Source organism: Streptomyces sp. DSM 41931 (assembly GCF_050271085.1).
In the GTDB taxonomy this organism is placed as follows: Bacteria; Actinomycetota; Actinomycetes; order Streptomycetales; family Streptomycetaceae; genus Streptomyces; species Streptomyces albogriseolus.
In genome coordinates, this window is sequence record NZ_CP189902.1 from 3,407,741 (window position 1) to 3,425,916 (window position 18,176).

Genomic DNA, 18,176 nt, shown 5'->3' on the forward strand with positions numbered 1-18,176 from the left:
GCTCCCTCGGCCTAGTACGAGAAGGCCATCGGCTTGTCGGCGTCACGGAGGTCGCCGCCGAGCTTCGTGGGCGGGTTGAGGTCGGAGTCGCTCAGCTCGGGCGGCCCCGCCTTGACGTACTTGACGAGCAGCCTGACCTCGATGACGGCCAGCACGGCGTAGAGCAGGGTGAAGACGGTCATCGAGGTGATGACCTCGGCCTGCGACACGTTCGGGGAGACCGCGTCCTCGGTCCGCATGACGCCGTAGACGACCCAGGGCTGACGGCCCATCTCGGTGAAGATCCAGCCCCAGGCGTTGGCGATCAGCGGGAAGGCCATCGTCCACACCGCGGCCAGCCAGTACAGCCGGGTCAGCCGGGAGCCGAGCGGGCGCTTCAGCAGCACCAGACGCGGCACCTCGTCCTCGCCGGTGCGGTACGCGGCCGGCAGCAGGAACTTCTTCCGGGTGAGCCACAGCCCCAGCAGACCCACCGAGAAGGAGGCCATGCCGAACCCGATCATCCAGCGGAAGCCCCAGTAGGCGACGGGCACGATGGGCTTGTAGTCGCCGGGCCCGAACTTCTCCTGCAGCGCCTCGTTCGTGTCGTTGATGCCGGGCACGTAGGACTCGAAGTCGCTGTGGGCGAGGAAGGACAGCAGGCCGGGGATCTCCAGGGCGACCTTGTTGTGCCCCTTGTCGACGTCGCCGTAGGCGAAGACGGAGAAGGGCGCCGGCTCCTCGCCGTCCCAGAGGGCCTCGGCGGCGGCCATCTTCATCGGCTGCTGCTCGTACATGACCTTGCCGAGGGTGTCGCCGCTGATCGCGGTGAACAGCCCGCCGACCGCCAGGGTGACCAGGCCGAGCCGCAGCGAGGTGCGCATCACCGGGATGTGCTTCTTGCGCATCAGGTGGAAGGCCGCGATGCCGACCATGAAGGCGCCGCCGGTGAGGAAGGCCGCCGAGAAGCTGTGGAAGACCTGGTTGAGCGTGGTGTTCTGGGTCAGCACCAGCCAGAAGTCGGTGAGCTCGGCGCGGCCCTTCTCCCCGTTGATCCGGTAGCCGACCGGGTGCTGCATCCAGGAGTTGGCGGCGAGGATGAAGTACGCCGACAGCAGCGTGCCGATCGACACCATCCAGATGCAGGCCAAGTGGATCTTCTTCGGCAGCCGGTCCCAGCCGAAGATCCACAGGCCGATGAAGGTGGACTCGAAGAAGAAGGCGATCAGCGCCTCGAAGGCGAGCGGAGCGCCGAAGACATCACCGACGAAGCGCGAGTAGTCGGACCAGTTCATGCCGAACTGGAACTCCTGCACGATGCCGGTGACGACGCCCATCGCGATGTTGATCAGGAAGAGCTTGCCCCAGAACTTCGTCGCCCTGAGGTACTTCTCCTTCTCCGTCCGCACCCAGGCGGTCTGCAGCCCGGCGACGAGGGCGGCGAGCGAGATCGTCAGGGGAACGAAGAGGAAGTGGTAGACGGTGGTGATGCCGAACTGCCATCGCGCCAGGGTCTCCGGCGCCAGAGCCAGATCCACGTCGTCGCTCCTTACTTCGCCGTGGTGCAGCAGCCGCGCGGGTCCCGCTCCGTCCCCGGCCATCTCGGGAGAAACGGGATGCGCTTGTGAACGCGTTCACATTCACAAGCAATTATGACCTACTGCTTTTCCGACCCGGAAGGGGGGGTCCCGTGTGACGTCAACCCCTTCGCCGGACTTTGGCCGACGAGGGCCGCCGACCGGTCCCGGACACAGGCGAGCGGCCGGCGGACGAACCGCCGACCGCTCCTCGTGTACGCAGGTCAGGCTTGCTGTGGCCGCAGGTCAGCCCTGGGCGTGGAACTCCTCGGCGACCTTCAGGAAGATGTCGTTCGCCTCCGTCTCGCCGACGGTGACCCGCACACCCTCGCCGGGGAACGGACGGACGACCACGCCCGCCTGCTCGCACGCCTGCGCGAACGGCACGGTGCGCTCCCCCAGCCGCAGCCACACGAAGTTGGCCTGGGTCTCGGGCACCGTCCAGCCCTGGGCACGCAGCCCGTCGACCACCCGGTTGCGCTCGCACACCAGGGAGCCGACCCGGCCGATCAGCTCGTCCTCGGCGCGCAGCGAGGCGATCGCCGCCTCCTGGGCGATCTGGCTCACGCCGAACGGCACGGCCGTCTTGCGCAGGGCCGCGGCCACCGGCTCATGGGCGATGGCGAAACCGACGCGCAGCCCGGCGAGACCGTATGCCTTCGAGAAGGTCCGCAGAACGCAGACGTTGGGCCGCTCGCGGTAGATCTCCACGCCGTCCGGCACCTCCGGGTCGCGGATGAACTCGCGGTAGGCCTCGTCCAGCACCACCAGGACGTCGCGGGGCACCCGGTCGAGGAAGCGTTCGAGCTCGGCCCGGCGTACCACGGTGCCGGTCGGGTTGTTGGGATTGCAGACGAAGATCAGCCGGGTCCGGTCGGTGATCGCGTCGGCCATCGCGTCCAGGTCGTGCACATCGCCCTCGGTCAGCGGGACCTGCACGGACGTGGCGCCGCTGATCTGCGTGATGATCGGGTACGCCTCGAAGGAGCGCCAGGCGTAGATCACCTCGTCGCCGGGGCCGGAGGTGGCCTGCAGCAGCTGCTGGGCCACACCGACCGATCCGGTGCCCGTGGCGACGTGGGACGCCGGCACTCCGAACCGCTCGGCCAGCTCGGCCGTGAGGGCGGAGCAGGCCATGTCCGGGTAGCGGTTGAAGGAGGAGGCGGCGGCCGTCACCGTCTCCATCACGCCCGGCAGCGGCGGGTAGGGGTTCTCGTTGGAGGACAGCTTGTACGCCACCGGTCCGTCGGCCGCCGCGGGCTTGCCCGGCTTGTAGGTGGGGATCCCCTCCAGCTCGGCGCGCAGCTTGGGGCTCGTCTCGCTCACCGCAGTCCTCCTCGCGAAGACCGGCGGCTCATGACCGCCGCCGACATCCAATACTGCTCACCTTATGAGGATTCGGCGTCGCTGCGTATAGGGGCGACGACGGGGCCTTCCTCCTCATGCGTCACAGGGACAACACAGGCAACATCACCCGTACGGGTGCGAAGGGCGTGCGTGCCAGGGGCGCGCCGCACATATATCTATGCGCCGGTGGTTCGCGCCGTGGCGCGCGTCACCCGTGCAGGTGAGTTGAGACCTCTTCGCAACATCGCACCCTCGCCAGGCACGCATGCACCGACACGTCAGGGACTGGTATTGGAACGTTCAACACCCATGGTTTCCATGGCAATTGATCCTGGATGATCATGCAGAAACGTGCCTGTCAATGCGTGCATATGCGTCCGCCCTACCCCACCGCATGAGCCCTACTATCGGCTCGCCATGACAGCAGCAGGGAAGCACCAGGTGAGCCGCGCGGAAACCTCACGCCGAGGCAGCCGGCCGGGTCGAGCGGGCATCAGGGACGTGGCCGCCGCCGCCGGAGTCTCCATCACGACCGTCTCCGACGCCCTCAACGGCAAGGGCCGGCTCCCGGACGCCACCCGGCGCCACGTCCGCGAGGTGGCCGACAGACTGGGGTACCGCCCCTCGGCCGCCGCCCGAACGCTCCGCACCGGGAAGTCCGGACTCATCGGCCTGACCGTGACGACGTACGGGGATGAACCTTTCACCTTCACCGAGTTCGCGTACTTCGCCGAGATGGCGCGGGCCGCCACCTCCGCCGCGCTCGCCCGCGGCTACGCCCTCGTCATCCTGCCCGCGACCTCCCGTCACGACGTGTGGTCCAACGTGGCCCTGGACGGCACGGTGGTCATCGACCCCTCCGACCAGGACCCGGTGGTCAGCGAGCTGGTCCGCCAGGGCTTACCCGTGGTCTCCGACGGCCGCCCGGCCGGCTCCCTGCCGGTCACGGCCTGGGTCGACAACGACCACGAGGCCGCCGTGCTCGGCATCCTCGACCACCTCGCCGACGCCGGCGCCCGCCGCATCGGCCTGCTGACCGGCACCACCACCGACACGTACACCCACCTGTCGACCACCGCGTACCTGCGCTGGTGCGAGCGGGTGGGCCAGGACCCGGTGTACGAGGCGTACCCGGCGCACGACCCGTGCGCGGGCGCCGTCGCCGCCGACCGGCTGCTCGCCCGCCCGGACCGCCCCGACGCGGTCTACGGCCTCTTCGACCCCAACGGCACCGACCTGCTCGCCGCGGCCCGCCGTTACGGGCTCCGCGTACCGGAAGACCTGCTTCTCGTCTGCTGCAGCGAGTCCACGGTCTACGCCAACACCGAGCCGCCCGTCACCACGCTCTCCCTGAAACCCCGCCGCATCGGCACGGCGGTGGTGCAGCTGCTGATCGACGCCATCGAGGGGGTCGCCTCGGACCAGCCGGTCGAGCAGGTGATACCCACCGAGCTGATCGTGCGCACGTCCTCGCAGCGCCGGCCGCCCCGCACGACGGTCAGCCCGCCGAGGTCGCCGCAGGGGACATGAGAACCCAGGGGCACGAAAGGCCGGAGGCCCGGAACCGGAATCCGGGCCACCGGCCGGGTGCCGGGCAGAGCCCGACCGGGCGTTCGCGGAGCGTTCGGGCGATGGCCGCGCATCGGTGTCGAACACCATTCGACGGGCCGGATACCACCGCAAACAGGGCGAAAGCCCCGGTGAACCGGAGTCCTGTTCTGATTCACCACCCCTGGGTCATCACACGGCGCGATCCGCATTCCTATGATGGGCCCACGACACCGCGGGCCGCTGCGACCAGGCAGTCCGACGCGGTGCAGATGCGGCGCGATGGTGGAGGGGTCGATGACTCAGGGGGCCGGTCAGGGACCCGAGGTGGAGCGGACGGCGACGTTGCGCGACTTCCGGGTACCCGCGTACGTCCACGAGACCGGTCCGTACGTCCACAGCAGCACGCACCCCGGTGACGTCGTCCCGCCGGCCGAGGAGGCGTACCCGGACGGGTACACACCGACCCAGCGGGACCTCCCCGTCATCAACCGCGGCGACACGGTCCAGGTGACCGTCGACCCCGTGGCCGCGCCCGCCCCGCAGCCCGCCACCGGCAAGGGCCCGCTGTACGTGGTCGGCGACGTCCACGGCTATCTGGACGAGCTGGTGGCCGCCCTCCAGGAGCAGGGCCTCGTCGACTCCGCGGGCAAGTGGTGCGCCGGCACCGCGCGCCTGTGGTTCCTCGGCGACTTCACCGACCGCGGCCCGGACGGCATCGGCGTCATCGACCTGGTGATGCGGCTGTCCGCCGAGGCCGCCGCGGCGGGCGGCTACTGCAAGGCCCTCATGGGCAACCACGAGCTGCTGCTGCTCGGCGCGAAGCGGTTCGGTGACACGCCCGTCAACTCCGGGGCGGGCACCGCCACCTTCCAGGCGGCCTGGCTGCTGAACGGCGGCCAGAAGACCGACATGGACCGCCTCCAGGACCACCATCTGCAGTGGATGGCCCGCCTCGACGCCGTCGAGGAGGTCGACGGACATCTGCTGCTGCACTCCGACACCACCGCCTACCTCGACTACGGCCGTTCGATCGAAGAGGTCAACGACACGGTCCGCGAGACCCTCACGCGCAACGACGCCGACGAGGTCTGGGACCTGTTCCGCAAGTTCACCAAGCGGTTCTCCTTCCGGGACGAGGGCGGCGCCGACGCGGTGCGCTCCCTGCTCCATACGTACGGCGGCACCCGGGTCGTTCACGGCCACAGCCCGATCCCGTATCTGCTGGGCGAGGTCGGCTCCGAGGACGGCGAGGACGACAGCGGCCCCGCGGTGGCCGAACCGCACGTGTACGCCGACGGACTCGCCATCGCGATGGACGGCGGCGTGACGATGGCAGGAAAACTGCTGGTACGGCAGTTGCCGCTGACCAACTGAGGGGCCCGCGGGCCATGTTGAGAGGGCCCGCGACCGCATCCCGGGAACGGCAATTTCCGCAGACCCCCTGTCACCGCGCGCCGTCACCGCTCTACCATCGGCTTATCCGTAGCAGGCTCCCCTCCGTTTCTGCCCGACGGCTCGTCAGCATGCCGAGCCCCAAGCCCTACGGAGCATCGGGGGATGCACATGAACAGCGTTCCGCAGCACCTGCTGAGCGAGGACCGCCAGGACTACGAGCGGATTCTCGATGAGGCGCTGCGCTCCGCACCACACAACCCGGAGCTGGCCGCTGTGGGACAGCGGCTCAACTCGGAGCAACTGCGCACGATGGCGCTGAACGCCACCGCGCTCATCAGCGCGGCCGCGGCGACCGAGTACCAGCACTACGTGAAGGTCCGCGAGGAGGCACGCAGGCCGCCCGCGGTCACCCCGGCCGTGCGCGACGCGGGCAGCGGCGAGCCCGGCGCCACCGGCGCGGCGGGGTTCGCCGCGTCGATGGGCGAGATGGCCGAGGCCGCCGGAGCGGGCGTGGCGGCCGTCGTCGCCGTCCTGGCGCCGGTCCTGGCCGGGACCGCCGCCGCGATATTCCTGCTCGTCGGCTTCGTCCTGCGCACGCTCGACTCCAAGAACGAGTTCGCTGGGACGATGCTGACCACCGGCTGGGTGTTCGGCGCGGTCACGGCGGTCGCCATCCTCGTCGCCGGAGCGGGCCTGCTGCTCACCGCGCTGCGCAACAAGCCCTCGGCGCTCGGCGGGACGTACCGGGAACTCGACGAGGAGGTGGCCCAGGCCAGGGACGCCTGGCGCGAGGCACTGCGGGAGCGGGGCATCGTGCCGTTCCTGCGGGAGGCGCTTCAGGACCCGGCGGGGGCCACGGCACTGCAGCACACCGCGCCGCCCGCACCGACCAGCCGCATCCCGCACCTGGGGTACGACCGGCCGGGCTTCTCCAGCCCCGAGGACGGGGCGCACCGGGCCACCCGCCCCAGCTACTCCAGCCCGGACTACTCCAGCCCGGACTTCGGAGGGCCGGAACACCAGCCGGAGTAGCAGCCACGGCAGCGCGACGGGGGCGCACGCCGGACAGCCGGCGTACGTCCCGGGGCCGGGGCATCAGAGGATGCCCGCCCCGCGCGCCGCCCTGATCCACTGCGGGAACTCGGACAGCAGCCGGTCGTACAGCTCCGCGTCCGGGACCGTGCTGATGTCGTCGACGGAGAAGAAGCCGACGTTGTCGACGCGCCTCCCGGGCAGCGTGTCGAACTGCTCCAGCACGCCGTAATTGGCGCGCCCGAGCCCCACGAACTGCCAGAACACGGGCTCCTCGACGGCCTCACGCAACTGCGCCTCGATGTCGGCGTTGCGGTAGACCCCGCCGTCGGAGAAGAACAGCACGAGTGTGGGGGCGGACGTCGGGTGCTCCCGTACGTACGCGCGCACCTCCGCGATGACCTTCTGCTCCTCGTTCTGGATGCCGACGTCACGCATGTCGACCTGGCCCGGGTCGAGACCCTTCTTGCGCTTGCGCCGGAACAGGGAGATCTCCCCCACGCGGACGTGCAGCCGCAGCCACTCGGGAAGCTCGCCGAGCCGCAGGTCAGGCAGTCGGGCGGGGTTGGTGGCGAACGTCCAGGCCTGCATCTCCCCGTCGTCGTCCAGCTGGGCGGCGACCGCCGCCATCCGCTCGACGACGTCGGCGACGACGCCCTTGGAGTACAGGAAGGACATCGACCCGGAGGCGTCCAGCACGAGGATCACGCGTGCGGTGACGTCGGCGGCCCCGTGCTTGCGCAGGCTGACCGCGACCTGCTCCTTGCGCAGGGACAGCCGCTTGCGCATGTCGACGGGCAGCCGCTCCTCGCCCTTGGTGAGACGGGTGGCGCCGGACGGGGGCGGTGCCGGGGCAGCCGGCGGAGGCGGCAGGGGCACGGCGACGACAGGCGCCTGGGCGGGGTCGTCGACGGTGATGCCGAAGTCCGTGGCGAGTCCGGCGAGGCCGGAGTCGTACCCCTGTCCGACCGCGCGGAACTTCCACGCGCCCTGCCGCCGGTACAGCTCGCCGCCGATGAAGGCGGTCTCGGACCCGGCCGCCATGTCGAAGCGGGCGAGCTCGGTGCCCGAGCCGGCGTCCAGCAGCCGCAGCACGAGCCCGGGCGCCTGCCCGAACGTCCCGCCGTCGGCCGACGCCCCGAGCACGATCCGCTGGACGGCCGGCTCCACGGAGCGCAGATCCACCTCGACGGTGTCGGTGGCGGCCCCGTCGGCGTACTGCTTGCCCAGGTGCCGCACGGCCCCGGAGGCGTGGCGCGGCTGGTTGTAGAACACGAAGTCCCCGTCGTCGCGCACCCGCCCCACCGACGTGAGCAGCAGGGCCGACGCGTCGATGTCGGGCACCCCGGGCCCCGCCGCCCAGGCGAGCTCGGCCCGCACCACGGGCGCCTCGACGGGAAGATTGGACCCCTTGCTCATCGCCCACACAGCCATGGCCCCAGTCTGCCCATCCCCGCCCGAAAGCACGAGGTGACCCACGGCGCGGTGCCGACAGCCCTCGTGGCCGCCGGCACCGTCTCCCCTCGTCAGTCCGCGATCGGCAGATACACGCGGTTGCCCGCTGCCGCGAACTCGCGGGACTTCTGGGCCATGCCCTCCTCGATCTCCGCGCGGCTGCCGCCGTGCTCACGGCGGATGTCCTGCGAGATCTTCATCGAGCAGAACTTCGGCCCGCACATGGAGCAGAAGTGGGCCGTCTTCGCCGGCTCCGCCGGGAGGGTCTCGTCGTGGAACTCACGGGCCGTGTCCGGGTCGAGGGCCAGGTTGAACTGGTCCTCCCACCGGAACTCGAAGCGCGCGTCGGACAGCGCGTCGTCCCACTCCTGGGCGCCCGGGTGCCCCTTGGCGAGGTCGGCCGCATGAGCCGCGATCTTGTAGGTGATCACGCCGGTCTTCACGTCGTCCCGGTTGGGCAGGCCCAGGTGCTCCTTGGGCGTGACGTAGCAGAGCATGGCCGTGCCCCACCAGGCGATCATCGCGGCGCCGATGCCCGAGGTGATGTGGTCGTACGCGGGGGCGACGTCCGTCGTGAGCGGGCCGAGCGTGTAGAACGGCGCCTCCTCGCAGATTTCCTGCTGGAGGTCGATGTTCTCCTTGATCTTGTGCATCGGGACGTGTCCCGGGCCCTCGATCATGGTCTGCACATGGTGCCGCTTGGCGATCCTGTTGAGTTCACCCAGCGTGCGCAGCTCCGCGAACTGGGCCTCGTCATTGGCGTCCGCGATGGACCCGGGCCGCAGACCGTCGCCGAGCGAGTACGTGACGTCGTACGCGGCGAGGATCTCGCACAGCTCCTCGAAGTGCTCGTACAGGAACGACTCCTTGTGGTGCGCCAGGCACCAGGCCGCCATGATCGATCCACCACGCGAGACGATGCCCGTCTTGCGGTTGGCGGTGAGCGGCACGTACGCGAGCCGGACGCCCGCGTGGACCGTCATGTAGTCCACGCCCTGCTCGGCCTGCTCGATGACCGTGTCCTTGTAGATCTCCCAGGTCAGTTCCTCGGCCTTGCCGTCGACCTTCTCCAGCGCCTGGTAGAGCGGCACGGTGCCGATGGGGACGGGGGAGTTGCGCAGCACCCACTCGCGGGTGGTGTGGATGTTGCGGCCGGTGGAGAGGTCCATGACCGTGTCGGCGCCCCAGCGGGTCGCCCAGGTCATCTTCTCCACCTCCTCCTCGATGGAGGACGTGACCGCCGAGTTGCCGATGTTGGCGTTGACCTTCACCAGGAACCGCTTGCCGATGATCATCGGCTCGCTCTCCGGGTGGTTGACGTTGGCGGGCAGCACCGCGCGGCCCGCCGCGATCTCCTCGCGGACCACCTCGGGGGAGACGTTCTCCCGGATCGCCACGAACTCCATCTCGGGCGTGATCTCGCCCCGGCGCGCGTACGCCAGCTGTGTGACGGCCTTCCCCTCGCGGCCCCGGCGGGGCAGGCGCGGGCGGCCCGGGAAGACAGCGTCGAGGTTGCGCAGCCCTCCGCGTGGTGAGGTGTGCTTGATCCCGTCGTCCTCGGGCCGGACGGGACGACCCGCGTACTCCTCCGTGTCGCCGCGGGCGACGATCCAGTTCTCGCGCAGCGGGGCCAGTCCCCGGCGGACGTCGGTGTCGACGAGTGGATCGGTGTACGGGCCCGATGTGTCGTACAGGGTGACCGACTGCCCGTTGGTGAGATGCACCTGGCGGACCGGCACCCGCAGGCCGGGGCGGCTGCCCTCGACGTACGCCTTGTGCCAGCCGATGGACTTCCCGGCCTCCGACATCTCCGTCGGGTTCTGCGTGGAGGCAGGCGTGCGTGCGTCCTTGTTGGTCATGAGACCTACTCCCTACGCCGGCATTACCCGGTAACAGGTTCGGCGGTCGACGCAGCGGTTTCCGTCTGCCGACGTTCCGTGTGAAACATCACCCGCTGTCGGTGATGTTTCACGTGGAACATCGCTGAGACGGAGGTCAGCGCCCTCTCAGCCCGGTGCTCCGAGCTCCCGCGTGTACAAAAGGTGCCTCCACGCTAGCGTCATTTCTGGCGCGGTGAACAGAGGGCCCCCTTTCTTCTTGCGATGATCGGTCGGTGACCTCGAACTCTCCGCCTCCGTACCCGCCGTCCGAGCCACCGCACGGTGCCGACGCCCAGCCCGGGCACGGTCCTGGGCAGCGGCACGGGCACGGTCCCGGGCAGGGACGCACGGGCGCGCACGAACACACGGGCTCGCACCGGCTCTTGAACACCCCGGGAACGACGGATGGACACGACCACGGGCGCACTCAAGGGCCCGGCCACGGGGACGCTCAGATCCACAGCCACGGGCACAGCCACAGTCACGGCCCTGCCGCCCCCGTCTCCCGCCACCTCCGCAAGGTCATCGCCGCGGTCCTCATCCCCTTCGCGGCGGCTGTCCTCGTCGGCCTGGCCGTCCTGTGGCCGGGCGGCGCCCCCGCCCACGAACGCACCGGCGTCGGCTTCGACCGCCAGACACAGCAGGCCACGGTCACCGAGGTCGTCGCGGTGGACTGCGCCTCGGCGAACCCCTCCGCCGGCGTCCCGACCGGTGACACCTCCACCGCCGAGGGCTCCTCGGCCCAGCAGCAGGCGAACGGCACCTGCAAGAAGGCGACGATCCGGGTCGACACCGGCCAGGACAAGGGCCGGACGTTCACCGAGATCGTGCAGCCGGACCAGTCCCGGCAGTTGAGCGAGGGCCAGGGTGTCGTCGTCGCCTACGAGCCCTCGGCGCCGGAGGACCTGCAGTACTCGGTCGCCGACGTGAACCGCCGCTTCCCCCTGGCGCTGCTGGCCGGTGTCTTCGCGCTCGCCGTGGTGGCCGTGGGCCGGCTGCGGGGCGTCATGGCGCTGGTCGCGCTGGCGGTCAGCTTCCTGGTGCTCAACTTCTTCATCCTGCCGGCGATCCTGCAGGGCGCCAACCCGCTGGTCGTGGCGGTGGTGGGAGCGAGCCTGATCATGCTGCTCGCCCTGTACCTCTGTCACGGGCTGTCGGCCCGCACCTCGGTGGCGGTGCTCGGCACCCTGGTCTCGCTGCTGCTGATCGGCCTCCTGGGCTCGGTGTTCATCAGCTGGTCGGCCCTCACCGGCAACACCGACGACAACACCGGCCTGATCCACGGTCTCTATCCGGACATCGACATGAGCGGCCTGCTGCTCGCGGGCGTCATCATCGGCTCGCTCGGCGTCCTGGACGACGTGACGGTCACCCAGACGTCCGCCGTGTGGGAACTGCACGAGGCCAACCCGGCGATGGGCCGCCGCGCGCTGTACCGCGCGGGCATCCGCATCGGCCGCGACCACATCGCGTCCGTGGTCAACACCCTCGTCCTCGCCTACGCGGGCGCCGCGCTGCCGCTGCTGCTGCTGTTCTCGGTCGCGCAGAGCAGCGTGGGGACGGTCGCCAACAGCGAGCTGGTCGCGGAGGAGATCGTGCGCACGCTGATCGGTTCGATCGGCCTGGTGGCCTCGGTGCCGGTCACCACGGCCCTGGCCGCGCTGGTCGTCTCGGCCGACCGCCCGCCTGCTCGGACCCCGGTGCCCGGGCAGACAGCGGCACACGACCAGGCCGTCGGTCACGCGCCGGAACCCCGGCCGGCCATGGCGCGCGGCGGGCGGGGCCGGCGACGCAAACGCTGAGCCACCCCGCCCGCGGGGGCGAGCCCGGGGGGCGGGGGACGCTGAAGCGTTACGCCACCGGCCCACCGGTCGGCTCAACGCGTCAGCCGGCGCTCTGCTCCGCGAGGATGCGGTCGAGCGCGTCGTCGAGGTGGGCGTCGAAATCGGCGAGCGCCCCTTCCTGCCCCAGCGGCACCAGCTTGTCGGTGCGGTCGAGGAAGGCCACGAGCGGGGCGGTCGACGAGCGGAACAGCGCCTGGTCGCTGCCGACCTGGAGCCGGATCAGCACCTCGCCCAGGGTGTCGGGGTCGACCGGCGCCACCCGCACATCGCCCTCGCCGCACGGCCTGCCCACTCCGTCGACCAGCAACTCCCTGCCGAACGCCCACGTCACCGGGGCGTCTCCGGGCAAATGGAAGGTCAGCCGCACCGCGTAGGGATCGCAGGTGTCATAACGCAGCTCCACCGGAATGCGGAAGGAAAGCTCTTCCGACACGAGAAAGCTCATCATGACCTCTGCCTGTACGGATTCGCGCATCGCCTACCCCGTCATTCGCCGCGGACTGGCCGGGCATGGACCCTGACACTAGAGGGAATCTTGCTGAACGTACACAGCAGATCACAAGGAGTGAGTTTTCAGATACTGATAGACAGCGCGAGCGAGCCGAGCAGGCAGCGCATTTCCGCCTGCAGCCGCTGGACCGTCGGGAGGAGGCGGTCGGCCTGGTGCACGGGCAGCGAGACGGCCACGGAGGCCGCCATGGCGCCGACTCTGAGGGGGATCGCGGCGCACACCGTGCCCAGCGCGTACTCCTGACGTTCGATCACCAGATCCGTCTCCCGCGCCCGTTCCAGGCGCCGCAGCAGGCTCGCGGCGTCGCGCACCGTGTACGGGGTGACCGGACGCACCGGGTAACGGTCGAGGTGGTCGCGCCGGGCCGCGTCGTCGAGCTGCGCGAGCAGACACTGGCCGAGGGCGTGGGCGTGGGCGGTCTCCCGGAAGTCGGCCCACTCCTCGACGGCCGGGTTGGCCGGGGTGTCGGCGACGCCGACCAGACCGATCTCGCCGTCGCGGTAGACCGCGTAGTAGACGGGGACGCCCACCGCGTCGCGCCAGCGGGCGAGGGTGTCGGTCACCGTGCTGCGACGTTTCTGCTGGGCTCCGCTCCTGCTGAGCCGCTCGGCGGCATCCCCGAGGAAGAACAGCCCGCGGTCGCGCCGCAGATAGCCCTCGTGCACCAGGGTGCGCAGCAGGTGGTAGGCCGTGGGGAGCGCCAGTCCGGTCTCCCGGGCGAGCTGTTTGGCGGGGGCGCCGTGCTCATGGGCGGCGACGGTCTCCAGCAGGCGCATGGCGCGCTGGACCGAGCCGATGAGGGTCGCGCCGGGGGGAGACGTGGGCGCCGCCGGCGAACGGGGCTGCGGGGGGACCGCGGTCCGAGGGGCGGGGGCGGTGCCAGTCGTGGCCAAGGGTCACTCCCGTAACGCGAGGGGGCAGCCCGTGCGGGGAACACGGGTGGTGGGGTCGCCGCTCGCGGGGACCGGCCCCGCGTCGAGTTCCGGACTCTAACCGGCCGTCACCGCACGCAGCAGGCCCTGCGCGGAAACTTCCCCCACCCGAGGGAACCGGCGCTTCCTGTTACCACCCCGCCGGTTCCCGCCGGCTCACCAGTCGCGCGACGAGGAACTCGCCGTGAACTTCCGCACCACGTAGATCAGTCCGCCCACCAGGGCGACGAAGACCAGCGCCTTGAAGAGCAGGCCGATGACGAAGCCGACCACGCTCGCTATCAGGCCGCCGAACACCACCAGGGCGATGACCGGCACCGTGATCCACTTCACCCACCACGGCAGTTCCGTGAAGATCTCTCGCATGGCCTCGTCCTTACCTCTCCGCCCGCTGCCTGCCGGGTCCTGTCGATGATGTCCGCTCCCGATGCTAGGGCGGCCGGGGGTCCGGCGGGGGCCTCGGATCCCTTGTCCTCCCCTGACCCGTCCCCTAGGGAACCCCGAGGCCGGGCCTCAGCTCTCCGGCGGAGAGAACACCACCAGGACCCGCAGGTCCTCGCTGATGTGGTGGAACTTGTGCGGCACCCCGGCAGGCACGTAGACGACGCTGCCGCGCGCGACCTCGGTGGTCTCCATGCCGACGGTGATGGAGGCGCGGCCGCTGACCACGAAGTACACCTCGTCCTGGCCGTGCGGCTGCTGCGGGTCCTGGGCGCCGGCGTCCAGGGCGTACAGTCCGACCGACATGTTCCGTTCCCGCAGGAACTGCAGGTACGCCCCGTCGTTCGCGGCACGTTCCGCTTCGAGTTCGTCCAGCCTGAATGCCTTCACCGGTCCCGCCCCTGCCCTCACTGCCCGATCACGAAGCTGTCTGCCACGATCAGACACATGATGAATTTCCTAGTCAAGACGATCGCCAACGCGGGAGCCCTCGCGGTCGCGGTCTGGCTGCTCGACGAGATCACCCTGACCGGGGACAGCACCGGCAAGGAGATAGGCACGCTGCTCCTGGTGGCGCTGATCTTCGGTGTGGTGAACGGCCTGGTCAAGCCGGTTGTCAAGCTGCTGAGCCTGCCGCTGCTCATCCTCACCCTGGGCCTGTTCACCCTGGTGGTGAACGCCCTGATGCTGCTGCTCACCTCCTGGCTCGCCGACCAGCTCGACCTGAGCTTCCACGTGGAGGGCTTCTGGACGGCCGTCCTGGGCGGCCTGATCATCTCCGTGGTCTCCTGGGCCCTGAACGTCATCCTGCCCGACGGGGACTGACCACCATGACCTACCGCGTCTGCTTCGTCTGCACCGGCAACATCTGCCGCTCCCCGATGGCCGAGTTCGTCTTCCGCGCACGCGTGGCCGATGCCGGACTGGAGGACCTGGTCGAGGTCGACAGCGCCGGCACCGGCGGCTGGCACGAAGGCGAGGGCGCGGACCCCCGTACCGTCGCCGTGCTGCGGGAGAACGGCTACGACGCCGAGCACACGGCCCGGCAGTTCGACCCGTCCTGGTTCAGCCGGCTCGATCTCGTCGTCGCCCTGGACGCCGGTCACCTCAGGGCGCTGCGCCGCCTCGCCCCCACGGAGCGGGACGCGCAGAAGGTGCGGCTGCTGCTGTCGTACGACCCGGCGGCCGGTGACGACCTCGACGTGCCCGACCCGTATTACGGGGGTCCCGAGGGTTTCGACGCGTGTCTTGAGATGGTGGAGGCGGCGAGCCACGGACTGCTCGCCGCGGTACGTGAGCAGGTGGAAGGACGGGCGGCATGAGCGACACGACGAGAGGCACGGCCGGCGGGCCGGGCGACGGCACCCGAGCGGTGCGGGCCGGGCTGCCCGAGCCGGTGAAGCACGAGCCGACCCTGCCCGGGCCGGTGTTCGCGGCCCACTTCCATCTGCCGGGCGACCCCACCGGCCCCTACACCTACGGCCGGGACGAGAACCCGACGTGGACCCTGCTGGAGCGGGCCGTCGGCGAGCTGGAGGCCCCGGGGCGGGACGACGTCGAGACGCTGGTGTTCGCCTCGGGCATGGCCGCCATCTCCGCGGTGCTGTTCTCCCAGCTCCGCGCGGGGGACGCGGTCGTCCTGCCCGACGACGGCTACCAGGCGCTGCCGCTGGCGCGCGCCCAGCTGGAGGCGTACGGCATCGAGGTGCGCACCGCGCCGACCGGCGGCGACGCCCAGCTGGAGGTGCTGGACGGCGCGAAGCTGCTGTGGATCGAGACGCCCTCGAACCCCGGTCTCGACGTGTGCGACGTGCGGCGGCTCGCCGACGCGGCCCATGCGCAGGGCGCCCTGGTCGCCGTCGACAACACCCTGGCCACGCCGCTGGGCCAACGGCCGCTGGAGCTCGGCGCGGACTTCGCGGTGGCCAGCGGCACCAAGCAATTGACCGGCCACGGTGACGTGCTCCTCGGATACGTCAGCGGCCGCGACGCCGAGGCGATGGCCGCGGTCCGGCGCTGGCGCAAGATCGTCGGCGCGATCCCGGGGCCGATGGAGGCGTGGCTCGCGCACCGGTCGATCGCCACACTGCAGCTGCGGGTGGAGCGGCAGAACGCGACCGCGCTACGGCTCGCCGAGGCGCTGCGTGAGCGGCCGGAGGTCACGGGTCTGCGCTATCCGGGGCTCCCCGACGACCCGTCGCACAAGATCGCTTCGCAGCAGATGCGCCGCTACGGGTGCGTGGTGTCCTTCACGCTGCCGACCCGCGAGCGGGCGGACCGCTTCCTCGATGCCCTGCGGCTCGTGGACGACGCGACGAGCTTCGGCGGCGTGCGGTCCACGGCGGAGCGGCGCGGCCGCTGGGGCGGGGACGCGGTGCCGGAGGGCTTCGTCCGTTTCTCGGTGGGCGCCGAGGACCCGGAGGACCTGATCGCTGACGTGCTGCGGGCGCTGGACGTGACCGCGGACTGACCTGCGGACATTGCACGGACGACACCTCTGCGGACGGTCCGAGCCTCCCCCCTCGTGGCTCGGACCGTCCTCGGTTCTGCGTGCGAAGAACCGCGCGACTCAGGCTAGTTGACTTACTGTCAGTGTCCAATCACAGGAGCGGCAGCGACCTATCGACAAATTTATAGTGGGACCCGTCCGGTCCCCGGCGGGGCGACGAGAGAGGGGTGCGTGCCGTGGATCTGGCCTTGCTGCGGACCTTCGTGACCGTGCACCGGGCCGGGTCCTTCACGCGCGCGGCCGCCTTGCTGGGCCTCTCGCAGCCGGCGGTCACCTCGCAGATCAGAACCCTGGAGCGACAGATCGGGCGGCCCTTGTTCCTGCGGCAGGCGCGGGGGGTGACGCCGACGACGATCGGCGACGAGCTCGCCCACAAGGCGGCACCCCACCTGGACGCGCTGGTGGAGATAGCCGAGTCCGGACTGGAGGAGGACTCCTCGTTACGCACCCTGCATCTCGCCGGGCCCCCCGAGTTCACCGCCGAGCGGGTGCTGCCCGCGCTCACGGAGCCGGCCGGCGAGGATGGTCAGGGCTTCGCGCTCCGCGCCTCCTTCGGCACCGCCGACGAGGTCCTCGACGGGCTTTCCGCCGGCCACCACGACCTGGCCATCAGCACCGTCCGGCCACGCGGCGCGCTGCTCTCGGCGACCGCGCTCTGCGACGAGGAGCACGTCCTGGTCGCCGCCCCGCACTGGGCCGAGCGGATCGGCACCGGGACGCTGCGCCGGACCGGCCCGGCCGCCCTCGATCGGGTCCCGGTCCTGGAGGTGCACGAGTCGCTCCCCTTCGTCGCCCGCTACTGGGCCTCCGTGTTCGACTCACGTCCGGTCCGTCCGGGCACGGTGATCGTCCCGGACCTGCGCGCCGTGCTGGCGTGCGCCACCGCCGGGGCGGGCCTCGCCGTGCTGCCGCGCTACCTCTGCGCGGATGCGCTGGAACGCGGTGAGGTGGTGGCCCTGCACCACCCCACGGTGCCTCCGCTGCGCACCTACTTCCTGGCCGTCCGCACCGGCACCCTGGCGATGCCGCACATCGCACGGGCCCATGAGTGGCTGGAACGGGCGGCCGCCGACTGGTGCTGACGGGGGTGTCGGCGGCCCGGGGTCCCGGCGGCCGGAGCAAGGGTGTCCGGCGATGTTTCACGTGGAACCAGCTGGGCCACATTTCCCCCATGACCGTCCGACCCGTGGTCAAGCGCACCGCCCGAGCCGTTCTGCTGGACGGCGATCATCTGATCCTGATCAAGCGCACCAAACCCGGCGTGGACCCCTACTGGGTCACCCCCGGCGGCGGGGTCGAGCCGGAGGACGCGACCGTCGTCCACGCCCTGCACCGCGAGGTGTACGAGGAGCTCGGCGCCAAGATCACCGACGTGGTGCCGTGTTTCGTGGACACGGTGGAGCACATCGGCGAGGACGAGGGCTCGACCGGCGTGAAGGTGCAGCACTTCTTCGTCTGCCGACTGGAGTCCATGGACCCCTCCCTGCGCCACGGCCCGGAGGTCGAGGAGCCCGCCGGGGAGTACGAGATCGTGCGCGTGCCCTTCACCCGGGTCGGCATCGCCTCCGTCCACCTCGTACCGCTGTCCCTGCGGCACTACCTCGACGGCAACATCGAGGGCGTGCGTGCGCTGCACGCCTCCGACCTGGGCTGATCCCGGCCTGGACGGGATGGCCAAAAGCACGTACACATCTGCGGAAACAGGTGGACGCCGAAGGCTCCG

General features: G+C 70.6%; 17 protein-coding genes. 9 read left to right on the forward strand and 8 right to left on the reverse strand.

Features of this window, described 5'->3' with window-relative positions; all coding sequences use genetic code 11:
* Positions 1 to 11: 11 nt before the first annotated feature.
* Complete coding sequence (locus tag ACP7TJ_RS15815) at positions 12 to 1,517, reverse strand: cytochrome ubiquinol oxidase subunit I (RefSeq protein WP_093764246.1); 1,506 nt, start codon at positions 1,515 to 1,517, stop codon at positions 12 to 14.
* A 285-nt stretch (positions 1,518 to 1,802) separates the two neighbouring features.
* Positions 1,803 to 2,882: a histidinol-phosphate transaminase gene (gene hisC / locus ACP7TJ_RS15820; RefSeq protein WP_167741400.1), complete on the reverse strand. Its 1,080-nt coding sequence runs from the start codon at positions 2,880 to 2,882 to the stop codon at positions 1,803 to 1,805.
* A 438-nt stretch (positions 2,883 to 3,320) separates the two neighbouring features.
* Between hisC and ACP7TJ_RS15825 the strand changes: the two genes are divergently transcribed.
* The 3 genes from ACP7TJ_RS15825 to ACP7TJ_RS15835 all read left to right on the forward strand — a co-directional run bounded on the left by ACP7TJ_RS15825 (position 3,321) and on the right by ACP7TJ_RS15835 (position 6,881).
* Positions 3,321 to 4,433 (forward strand): LacI family DNA-binding transcriptional regulator, encoded by a 1,113-nt coding sequence (locus tag ACP7TJ_RS15825; protein WP_093764248.1) that lies wholly within the window; start codon positions 3,321 to 3,323, stop codon positions 4,431 to 4,433.
* Positions 4,434 to 4,733: 300 nt separating this feature from the next.
* A complete protein-coding gene (locus tag ACP7TJ_RS15830; protein WP_093764249.1) occupies positions 4,734 to 5,828 on the forward strand; it encodes a metallophosphoesterase in 1,095 nt (364 codons plus the stop codon).
* 183 nt (positions 5,829 to 6,011) lie between these two features.
* Positions 6,012 to 6,881, forward strand: a complete 870-nt coding sequence (locus ACP7TJ_RS15835; RefSeq protein ID WP_093764250.1) for a hypothetical protein — start codon at positions 6,012 to 6,014, stop codon at positions 6,879 to 6,881.
* Positions 6,882 to 6,944: 63 nt separating this feature from the next.
* On the opposite strand, the gene ACP7TJ_RS15840 is transcribed toward ACP7TJ_RS15835, so the two are convergent.
* Positions 6,945 to 8,300, reverse strand: coding sequence for a VWA domain-containing protein (locus ACP7TJ_RS15840; RefSeq protein ID WP_373312393.1), 1,356 nt, complete (start codon positions 8,298 to 8,300; stop codon positions 6,945 to 6,947).
* A 107-nt stretch (positions 8,301 to 8,407) separates the two neighbouring features.
* On the reverse strand, positions 8,408 to 10,195 hold the full coding sequence (gene thiC, locus ACP7TJ_RS15845) for a phosphomethylpyrimidine synthase ThiC (RefSeq protein WP_281402981.1): 1,788 nt from the start codon (positions 10,193 to 10,195) through the stop codon (positions 8,408 to 8,410).
* A gap of 254 nt (positions 10,196 to 10,449) precedes the next feature.
* On the opposite strand from thiC, the gene ACP7TJ_RS15850 reads away from it, so the two are divergent.
* Positions 10,450 to 12,018, forward strand: coding sequence for a YibE/F family protein (locus ACP7TJ_RS15850; protein WP_093764253.1), 1,569 nt, complete (start codon positions 10,450 to 10,452; stop codon positions 12,016 to 12,018).
* A gap of 82 nt (positions 12,019 to 12,100) precedes the next feature.
* On the opposite strand, the gene ACP7TJ_RS15855 is transcribed toward ACP7TJ_RS15850, so the two are convergent.
* The 4 genes from ACP7TJ_RS15855 to ACP7TJ_RS15870 form a co-directional block, all read right to left on the reverse strand.
* A complete protein-coding gene (locus tag ACP7TJ_RS15855) occupies positions 12,101 to 12,535 on the reverse strand; it encodes an SsgA family sporulation/cell division regulator (protein WP_019525340.1) in 435 nt (144 codons plus the stop codon).
* 98 nt (positions 12,536 to 12,633) lie between these two features.
* Positions 12,634 to 13,464 (reverse strand): IclR family transcriptional regulator, encoded by an 831-nt coding sequence (locus tag ACP7TJ_RS15860; RefSeq protein ID WP_246532023.1) that lies wholly within the window; start codon positions 13,462 to 13,464, stop codon positions 12,634 to 12,636.
* A 195-nt stretch (positions 13,465 to 13,659) separates the two neighbouring features.
* Entirely contained in the window at positions 13,660 to 13,869 is a 210-nt protein-coding gene (locus ACP7TJ_RS15865; protein ID WP_427763573.1) for a DUF5326 family protein, read from the reverse strand.
* 147 nt (positions 13,870 to 14,016) lie between these two features.
* On the reverse strand, positions 14,017 to 14,334 hold the full coding sequence (locus ACP7TJ_RS15870) for a cupin domain-containing protein (RefSeq protein ID WP_093764255.1): 318 nt from the start codon (positions 14,332 to 14,334) through the stop codon (positions 14,017 to 14,019).
* Positions 14,335 to 14,391: 57 nt separating this feature from the next.
* Between ACP7TJ_RS15870 and ACP7TJ_RS15875 the strand changes: the two genes are divergently transcribed.
* From ACP7TJ_RS15875 to ACP7TJ_RS15895, 5 genes are all read left to right on the forward strand, one after another.
* Positions 14,392 to 14,769, forward strand: coding sequence for a phage holin family protein (locus tag ACP7TJ_RS15875; RefSeq protein ID WP_093764256.1), 378 nt, complete (start codon positions 14,392 to 14,394; stop codon positions 14,767 to 14,769).
* Positions 14,770 to 14,774: 5 nt separating this feature from the next.
* Complete coding sequence (locus tag ACP7TJ_RS15880) at positions 14,775 to 15,266, forward strand: low molecular weight protein-tyrosine-phosphatase (protein WP_427763575.1); 492 nt, start codon at positions 14,775 to 14,777, stop codon at positions 15,264 to 15,266.
* Positions 15,263 to 16,414, forward strand: coding sequence for a cystathionine gamma-lyase (locus ACP7TJ_RS15885; protein ID WP_167741395.1), 1,152 nt, complete (start codon positions 15,263 to 15,265; stop codon positions 16,412 to 16,414). Before ACP7TJ_RS15880 ends, ACP7TJ_RS15885 begins: the two co-directional genes overlap by 4 nt.
* A 215-nt stretch (positions 16,415 to 16,629) precedes the next feature.
* Positions 16,630 to 17,535 carry a LysR family transcriptional regulator gene (locus ACP7TJ_RS15890; RefSeq protein ID WP_387792761.1) on the forward strand — a complete coding sequence of 302 codons (906 nt, stop codon included), beginning with the start codon at positions 16,630 to 16,632 and terminating at the stop codon, positions 17,533 to 17,535.
* An 89-nt stretch (positions 17,536 to 17,624) separates the two neighbouring features.
* Positions 17,625 to 18,107 carry an NUDIX domain-containing protein gene (locus ACP7TJ_RS15895; RefSeq protein ID WP_033273279.1) on the forward strand — a complete coding sequence of 161 codons (483 nt, stop codon included), beginning with the start codon at positions 17,625 to 17,627 and terminating at the stop codon, positions 18,105 to 18,107.
* Positions 18,108 to 18,176 lie beyond the last annotated feature (69 nt).

Bases quoted from the DNA above. Each gene is read 5' to 3' on its own strand.
- ACP7TJ_RS15825 (WP_093764248.1), top strand. From the start codon at position 3,321: ATGACAGCAGCAGGGAAGCACCAGGTGAGCCGCGCGGAAACCTCACGC.
- ACP7TJ_RS15830 (WP_093764249.1), top strand. From the start codon at position 4,734: ATGGTGGAGGGGTCGATGACTCAGGGGGCCGGTCAGGGACCCGAGGTG.
- ACP7TJ_RS15835 (WP_093764250.1), top strand. From the start codon at position 6,012: ATGCACATGAACAGCGTTCCGCAGCACCTGCTGAGCGAGGACCGCCAG.
- ACP7TJ_RS15840 (WP_373312393.1), bottom strand. From the start codon at position 8,300: ATGAGCAAGGGGTCCAATCTTCCCGTCGAGGCGCCCGTGGTGCGGGCC.
- thiC (WP_281402981.1), bottom strand. From the start codon at position 10,195: ATGACCAACAAGGACGCACGCACGCCTGCCTCCACGCAGAACCCGACG.
- ACP7TJ_RS15855 (WP_019525340.1), bottom strand. From the start codon at position 12,535: ATGCGCGAATCCGTACAGGCAGAGGTCATGATGAGCTTTCTCGTGTCG.
- ACP7TJ_RS15865 (WP_427763573.1), bottom strand. From the start codon at position 13,869: ATGCGAGAGATCTTCACGGAACTGCCGTGGTGGGTGAAGTGGATCACG.
- ACP7TJ_RS15875 (WP_093764256.1), top strand. From the start codon at position 14,392: ATGATGAATTTCCTAGTCAAGACGATCGCCAACGCGGGAGCCCTCGCG.
- ACP7TJ_RS15880 (WP_427763575.1), top strand. From the start codon at position 14,775: ATGACCTACCGCGTCTGCTTCGTCTGCACCGGCAACATCTGCCGCTCC.
- ACP7TJ_RS15885 (WP_167741395.1), top strand. From the start codon at position 15,263: ATGAGCGACACGACGAGAGGCACGGCCGGCGGGCCGGGCGACGGCACC.
- ACP7TJ_RS15895 (WP_033273279.1), top strand. From the start codon at position 17,625: ATGACCGTCCGACCCGTGGTCAAGCGCACCGCCCGAGCCGTTCTGCTG.